The sequence below is a fragment of the Streptomyces sp. NPDC058221 genome, assembly GCF_042882365.1.
Lineage (GTDB): Bacteria > Actinomycetota > Actinomycetes > Streptomycetales > Streptomycetaceae > Streptomyces.
Window position 1 is genome coordinate 20,935 of record NZ_JBHVWF010000118.1, and the last position, 6,355, is coordinate 27,289.

6 protein-coding genes and 1 pseudogene are annotated in these 6,355 nt (G+C 68.4%); 2 read left to right on the forward strand and 5 right to left on the reverse strand.

The features are described 5' to 3' along the window. Positions 1 to 24: 24 nt before the first annotated feature. From ACFVW8_RS29385 to ACFVW8_RS29395, 3 genes are all read right to left on the reverse strand, one after another. The gene (locus tag ACFVW8_RS29385; RefSeq protein ID WP_389695226.1) at positions 25 to 804 is read right to left on the reverse strand and encodes an ABC transporter ATP-binding protein; all 780 of its coding nucleotides are present in this window, start codon (positions 802 to 804) and stop codon (positions 25 to 27) included. After that, complete coding sequence (locus ACFVW8_RS29390) at positions 777 to 1,679, reverse strand: ABC transporter permease (protein WP_389695228.1); 903 nt, start codon at positions 1,677 to 1,679, stop codon at positions 777 to 779. The genes ACFVW8_RS29385 and ACFVW8_RS29390 overlap by 28 nt, the downstream gene beginning before the upstream one ends. Before the next feature lie 211 nt (positions 1,680 to 1,890). Beyond that, positions 1,891 to 1,974 (reverse strand): putative leader peptide, encoded by an 84-nt coding sequence (locus ACFVW8_RS29395; RefSeq protein ID WP_350692898.1) that lies wholly within the window; start codon positions 1,972 to 1,974, stop codon positions 1,891 to 1,893. A 92-nt stretch (positions 1,975 to 2,066) separates the two neighbouring features. Here ACFVW8_RS29395 and ACFVW8_RS29400 point away from each other — a divergent pair, with 92 nt between their 5' ends. Next, a complete protein-coding gene (locus tag ACFVW8_RS29400) occupies positions 2,067 to 2,489 on the forward strand; it encodes a YjbQ family protein (RefSeq protein WP_389695230.1) in 423 nt (140 codons plus the stop codon). Between the two features lie 377 nt (positions 2,490 to 2,866). Here the strand turns inward: ACFVW8_RS29400 and ACFVW8_RS29405 are convergent, their stop codons facing one another. Next, the gene (locus ACFVW8_RS29405; protein WP_389695232.1) at positions 2,867 to 3,361 is read right to left on the reverse strand and encodes a hypothetical protein; all 495 of its coding nucleotides are present in this window, start codon (positions 3,359 to 3,361) and stop codon (positions 2,867 to 2,869) included. 268 nt (positions 3,362 to 3,629) lie between these two features. Here ACFVW8_RS29405 and ACFVW8_RS29410 point away from each other — a divergent pair, with 268 nt between their 5' ends. Then, positions 3,630 to 5,954, forward strand: a complete 2,325-nt coding sequence (locus ACFVW8_RS29410) for a hypothetical protein (RefSeq protein WP_389695234.1) — start codon at positions 3,630 to 3,632, stop codon at positions 5,952 to 5,954. Positions 5,955 to 6,106: 152 nt separating this feature from the next. On the opposite strand, the pseudogene ACFVW8_RS29415 reads toward ACFVW8_RS29410, so the two are convergent. After that, positions 6,107 to 6,355 (reverse strand): annotated as a pseudogene (locus ACFVW8_RS29415) (DNA recombination/repair protein RecA); the annotation flags it as partial.

Sequence of the window (6,355 nt, forward strand, 5' to 3'; positions counted from 1 at the left end):
CTCTCCGGTCCGGGCAGGGGAGGTTCAGGAGGTCTCGGCGGGCATGGGGAGTGCCTCCACGCCGAGTTCGGCGAGCAGCCGGGTACGCAGCGCGGCGAACTCGGAGGTACCGGGGCTGCGGGGCCGGTCCAGGGCGACCTGCGTCTCGTAGGCGATGGCGCCGTCCCGCATCACCAGGGCACGGTCGGCGAGGAGCAGCGCCTCGTCCACATCGTGCGTCACGAGCAGTACCGCACAGCCCCGGCGCTGCCAGAGCTCGGCCACCAGCTGCTGGGCCTTGATCCTGGTCAGCGCGTCGAGTGCGCCGAACGGCTCGTCGAGCAGCAGCAGATCGGGCTCGCGTACCAGCGCCCGGGCCAGCGAGGCACGCTGCGCCTCACCGCCGGAGAGCGTCCTGGGCCAGGCCCCGGACCGCTCGGTGAGTCCCACCTCCGCCAACGCCTTCTCGGCCACGGCGCGTTCCGGCTTCCCCGGCAGACCGAGCAGGACGTTGCGCCAGACCCGCTTCCACGGCATCAGCCGCGGCGCCTGAAAGGCGACCGCCCGCCGCTTGGGGACCAGAACCGTCCCCCGGATCTCCCGGTCGAGCCCGGCGAGCACCCGCAGAAGAGTCGACTTCCCGCATCCGCTGCGTCCGAGCAGGACGGTGAACTCCCCAGCGCGCAGAGTGAGATCGAGTCCGTCGATGACATCCCGGCCGTCGAACGAACGGGTCAGCCCCTCGACGCGTACGGCGGCCTCCGGCAGTCCGCCGGCCACGGCGGAGGAGGGTGCGGTCACTGGCCCGTGAAGGTCGGTCGCCATTGCAGCAGCAGCCTTTCGAGAATGCGGACGATGACATCGGCGGTGAGGCCGAGGAAGGCGTAGACGACCAGGCAGACCACGATGACGTCGGTACGGAAGAACTCACGGGCCTGGTTCATCAGGAAGCCGATCCCGGCGTCCGCGTTGACGGACTCGCCGAACACCAGCGCCAGCCAGGCGGTCGCCAGCGAGTAGCGCAGCCCCGTCATGGCCCCGGGCAACGCCCCCGGAAGCACCACATGCCGCACCAGGCCCCAGCGTCCGAGCCCCAACGACTCACCGGCCTCGATGAGTTGAGGATCCACTCCGCGAATGCCCGCATACACGTTGAGATACAGATGAAAGGCCACGCCGAGCGCGATCAGCGCCACCTTCGGGGCTTCGCCGATCCCCAGCCAGATGATGAAGAGGGGGATCAGCCCGACCCACGGAACGGTGCGCAGCATCTGGACGCTCGCGTCGACCAGGTCCTCGCCCAGCCGGGAGAGCCCGGAGACCAGCGCGAGCGCGGTCCCGACGGCGCCCCCGAGCAGCAGCCCCACGGCCACCCGCTGGAGCGAGATGCCCATGGCCGAGGTCAGGGTCCCGTCGGCGATCAGATCCGACCCGGCGCGGGCGATGGTCCCGGGCGAGGCCAGCACGTCCGGATGGAGCACACCCGTGGCGCTGGATATCTGCCACAGGGCCAGCAGCAGCAGCGGGCCGACGGTACGCCGAAGCCACCGCGGCACATTCCGCAGCCGCGCCCCACGGACGGTGGCCGGAGTCACGGCCTCCAGGTCGAGCGGACGCCGTCCGCCGGAATCCTCCGGCACACCGGATTTCGCAGATTCAGGGGATATGCCGGGTGGGGCGAGAGCATGGTCGAGGGTCATGAGGGCTCCACGAGCGGTTCATGGGCAGGGGAGTGTCCCGGCACCCGGACACACGACAGCGGCGCCGTGCCGGCAGGGTCCACGGGGGGATCCACCGCGGGCGTTCGGCGGGGCGGAGTGTCACGGGAGAGGTGAGGCAGGACGCTTACGACGTCAGGAGCGGGTGGGCGGCTCGCGCCCGGTCACTGACGGGACATGCGCAGAGGGAACGTCAGCAGCCGCGACGACACGCGGCGGAGGCCACCCGCAGCAGGTCGATGTGACCGCGCGAAGTGAGCAGAGCTGATCGGAACATGGCGCTGAACGTAGCGATCCCTTGCGGAAACGGTCAATGGTGTCTCGGCACGTGGACGCGCGATCTTGCGGTACGGGCAGCAGAATGAAGCCATGTCCACTGCCTTCACCACCAGCATCCTGCACATCACCACGGGAACGACGGAGACCGTCACCGACCTGACGTCGGACTGCGAGCAGTTCCTGGCCCGGACGGCCCCGGGCCGTGACGGCCTGCTCAACATCTTCGTCCCGCACGCGACAGCCGGAATCGCGATCCTGGAGACCGGCGCGGGCAGCGACGACGACCTGCTCTCCACTCTGCACGCGCTGCTTCCGGCCGACGACCGCTGGCAGCACCGCCACGGCAGCCCCGGCCACGGCCGCGACCACGTGCTCCCGGCCTTCGTGCCGCCGCACGCGACGCTGCCGGTGATCGCGGGGCGGCTGGAGCTGGGGACGTGGCAGTCGGTGTGCCTCGTGGACACGAACGTCGACAATGCGGACCGGCAGGTGCGGCTGAGTTTCCTGGGCTGACCCAATCGAGCGGATCCGGCCGTTCTCGATGACGATGTCGGCGGGCCGTAGGTGGGGGCGGCCCTGCCGTCGATCACCGTCATGCCCTTGAGGGGCAGCCGCCGGTTCGGACCGCCGCACACCTGAAGGGGCGTCAGGCGTCTTGAGCTGCCGCTCGGATGGTCTGCTGCACCTCGTCGAGCCTGTAGGTGCGCTCCTGGCGGATGCTCGCCACATCGCTGCGAGCGGCGAGTTCGGCGACGAGCTTCGTCACCGGTCACCTTGCCCCCACACGACAGCGTCGGCCTTCAAGACCACCACCAGGTCTCGAAGGCCGACGCCACGCACTGCCCCGGAATTCCCCACCGCATCCGGTCGTCCCGAGCGGGGCCGTTTCTTCAGTCGAAGCAGTCGAGAATGTCTCTCAGACGCGGTTCGATGCGCTCGCCTGCGTCGTCTTCTTCCCAGAACAGTTCCACCAGTGCTCCGAGCGGGTAGATGCCGCCGTCGCCGCCCCCGCGGACCGATCCGCTCATGGAAGGGGTGTCCTGCTGGCCTCGGGTGCCTTCGAACAGGGCAGGAGCTGGGCCTGCGGGCGCCAGGTGGCGGGGATTGAACATCCAGGAAGCGGCGCGGTTGCGTCGTACCGTCTCTCCCACGTACCAGACGGCACCCTGGACGAAGCTGCTGGTCTTGGCCGTTCTGACCTCCACGTCCTCACTGAACCTCTCGCGCACGAGCGTTTCGAGGATGTCGAGGGATTCCTCACTGAAGTCCCAGCCCTGCAGGGAGCCGGTCTCCTCGCGCCAGGCTTCGAAGAACGCTGCGCGGTCGTGGAGCCAGGCATCGAGCTGCTGCGCGGGCTGCGGTATCGCTTCGTCGGCAGGGGGCATGCCCACCACTCTAGGCAACTGACGCGGAAGGCGTTCTCCGGAATGGGACCGACGAGTGGAGGAAGTGTCGACACCTTCATATCCCCTGCGGTCGCAGGGGATTGAAGTTCTAGGGTGGTGCCCGCGGCGCGGTTGTCACGGGGGCACTACGCGCCGTACACCTCGCCGTACCCCTCAACTGCCCCCCGACCAAGGGAAAGATGCAGGAGTGAGTTACGCGATAGCGCCACCCGAACACCGACGGCGCCGTATATGGGCGCGTCTGGCTGTGGCCGCCACGGCGGCCTGCGCGGTCACGTTAGCCGGCCTTCCCGGCCTTCCGGTCACCGACGCGTCCGCCGAGATCATCGGCGGCACGCGCTGCGACAAGAAGTGGCTGGGCAAGGAGATCAACGGCAACGGGCAGATCCCCGGATCCAGCCAGTTCTCCGAGATCGCCGCCGGCGCGGAGACCGCCTATGACTACGCCAACCCCAACGCCGCCTACGACGACCTCAAGGCCCCCACCGACGCCCAGAGGCAAAAGGCGGGGGACACCGACGCGGACGTCAAGAAGTGGGACGCGGCGTTCAAGAAGTCCGGCAACCCGGCCGACAAGGCGATGGCGATCTACGCCCGCTACAACCGGCAGTTCTCCGGTTCCAGGCCCACCACGGACTGGAAGACCTGGCGCGATGTGAAGTACATCGGCAACCAGGTCGTCAACGCACGCGGCAACAGGTTCGAGGCGAAGGTCGTCAAGGACTTCAACCTCGTCGGCCCCGACTGGCTGTGCCAGGTCAAGGTCCGCGTCAAGGACCCCGCCACTGGGAAGTGGGTCGTACGCGACTTCGACGCCTACAACAAGGCCAACAAGGAGTTCGCCGAGTTCAAGTCCACCGGTGAGCACAGGCCCGACCAGTACAAGGCCGAACGCACCATCCTGCGCGATCCGAAGTACCGCAACCACCGGCTGACGTACGTCACCGGCATGAAGACCGAAGACGGCACCAAGGACGCCACCAAGGCCCTCGATGACGAGTTGAAGAAGGAACGCGGCACCAACCGAACCCAGGTGCGTGTGCGTGAGCACCGTTCCACCGGCCGGGCCCAGATCGGCAAGCCGAACGTCTACACCAAGTACGACCCGATCCTGAACCCGGACCCGGACAAGGGCGGCCGGGGCCCGATCAACTCCGCCGCCCGCAATTCCGGACCGACGCCCAACGACGCCCGCCGCCTGCAAGAGGCCGCGAAGGGCGCGGGCACCCGAGGTGCATTCCCCGGCGGGCGCGGGCCAGGCGGCGTGGACTTCTCCACTCTGGAACTCCAGTACGTAGGCAACCCCGCCAAGGGCAAGGGCATCGACTACAGCTTCAAGGCCGACTACATGCCCAACCCGGACGTGAAGCCGGGCTACGGCGGGCAGGCGAAGCTTCAGATGTCCTCGGACGCGGTATTCACCTGGCTTGCTCTGTCCCCGGACCGCATGTGGGTGAACCTCAATCCCGACCAGCCCGACAAGATCATGGACAAGGCGTTCGGTGAGACCGACGCCGGCCGGGTCCTGCTGGAAGCGGACATGGAAATGAAGCGGGACTGGTCTCGTGCCCTCAACCCGAAGAAGTCCCCGGGCCGGGAATTCATGGCCGCGGCTCCGAAGGTCGACGGCGTTCCGTGCTGGGGTCCGGGCCGTAACTGGATCGTCCCGGACCGCGCCCAGGTCCGCGAGCAGAACGGCGGTATCTACATCCTCGACGCGCCGCTGAAGGTCAACCACGCGCCGATGGACTTCACCACCCCGGTACCCGGCGAACGCTGCGACAAGAAGCTGACCAAGGCGGAGAAGGAATACAGCGTCCGCCTGATGAAGCGGTGGATCATGCCCGCGGTCCAGAAAAAGGTCAACAACGACCCCAAGTACGCGGACCTGCGTCGCGTCTACAAGGCCCGCGTGGCAGCTGAGTGGATCCGCCAGCAGGACGCCGAGCGGCCCACCGACTTCCGGAAGATCATCAACAGCAACAACCTGGACCGGTGGCCGCTGCGGGCTCCCCACAAGGACTGGGACAAGCGCACGGTGTGGGAGGAGATGCGCAAGTCCTTCACCGAGGGCGAATTCAAGTACGAGTGGCCCTCCGGTGGCACTGTCTACACCTTCACTGTGGGCGGCGTGGACTTCTCGAAGGCGGAGAAGCGCAACATCACCCAGGCCCGCTTCAACCTTCAGCATCCGCAGAGGGACAAGACCACCCAGACCTCGGTACGGGATGAGACCGCCTACCGGGACACCGCCACCTCGTTCATGGGCGGCAACGGTGCCGGCAACCTCGGAAGCGATCCGGGCCCGGACCCGACCGGTCCGCCGACCGGGGAGCCGACGGACAAGCCCACCCCGACGCCGACCGGGCAGCCCTCGACTCCGGCGCCGGACCCGACCACCTCCACCCCGGCCCCCGGCAACACCCACAAGCCGCAGGACCCGGACGGAGACCTCGCCGACACCGGCTCCGACACCCCTGTCGGGCTGATCAGCGCCATCGCCGCGGCCCTGGTCGCAGCAGGCGGCGCCCTCGCCTGGCGGATGCGACGGCGCAGGACGGCCGCAGGCTGACCGGCCGCACCAAACATGACGACGCCTGCCCGGTCCTCGGACCGGGCAGGCGTTCCATTGCGCTCAGCGTGCGCCTGGCCGTCGAGGACACCGAGCCCGCACGCCTGGCCCTGCGCGACGGAACACCTCCGGCCGGGCCACGCCCACGCAGGTCAGGCCGCGTTTCCCACCGAGGCCCCGGCGACATCAGGGACGGTGCCCGCGCCCTCGGTGACCGCGGCCTTCGCCGATGTCCCGATTCCGAGCTTCTCGAGGATCTTCCTCTCGATCTCGTCGGCGAGATCGGGGTTGTCCTTGAGGAAGGTGCGGGCGTTCTCCTTGCCCTGGCCGAGCTGGTCGCCCTCGTACGTGTACCAGGCGCCGGCCTTGCGTACGAAGCCGTTGTCCACGCCCATGTCGAT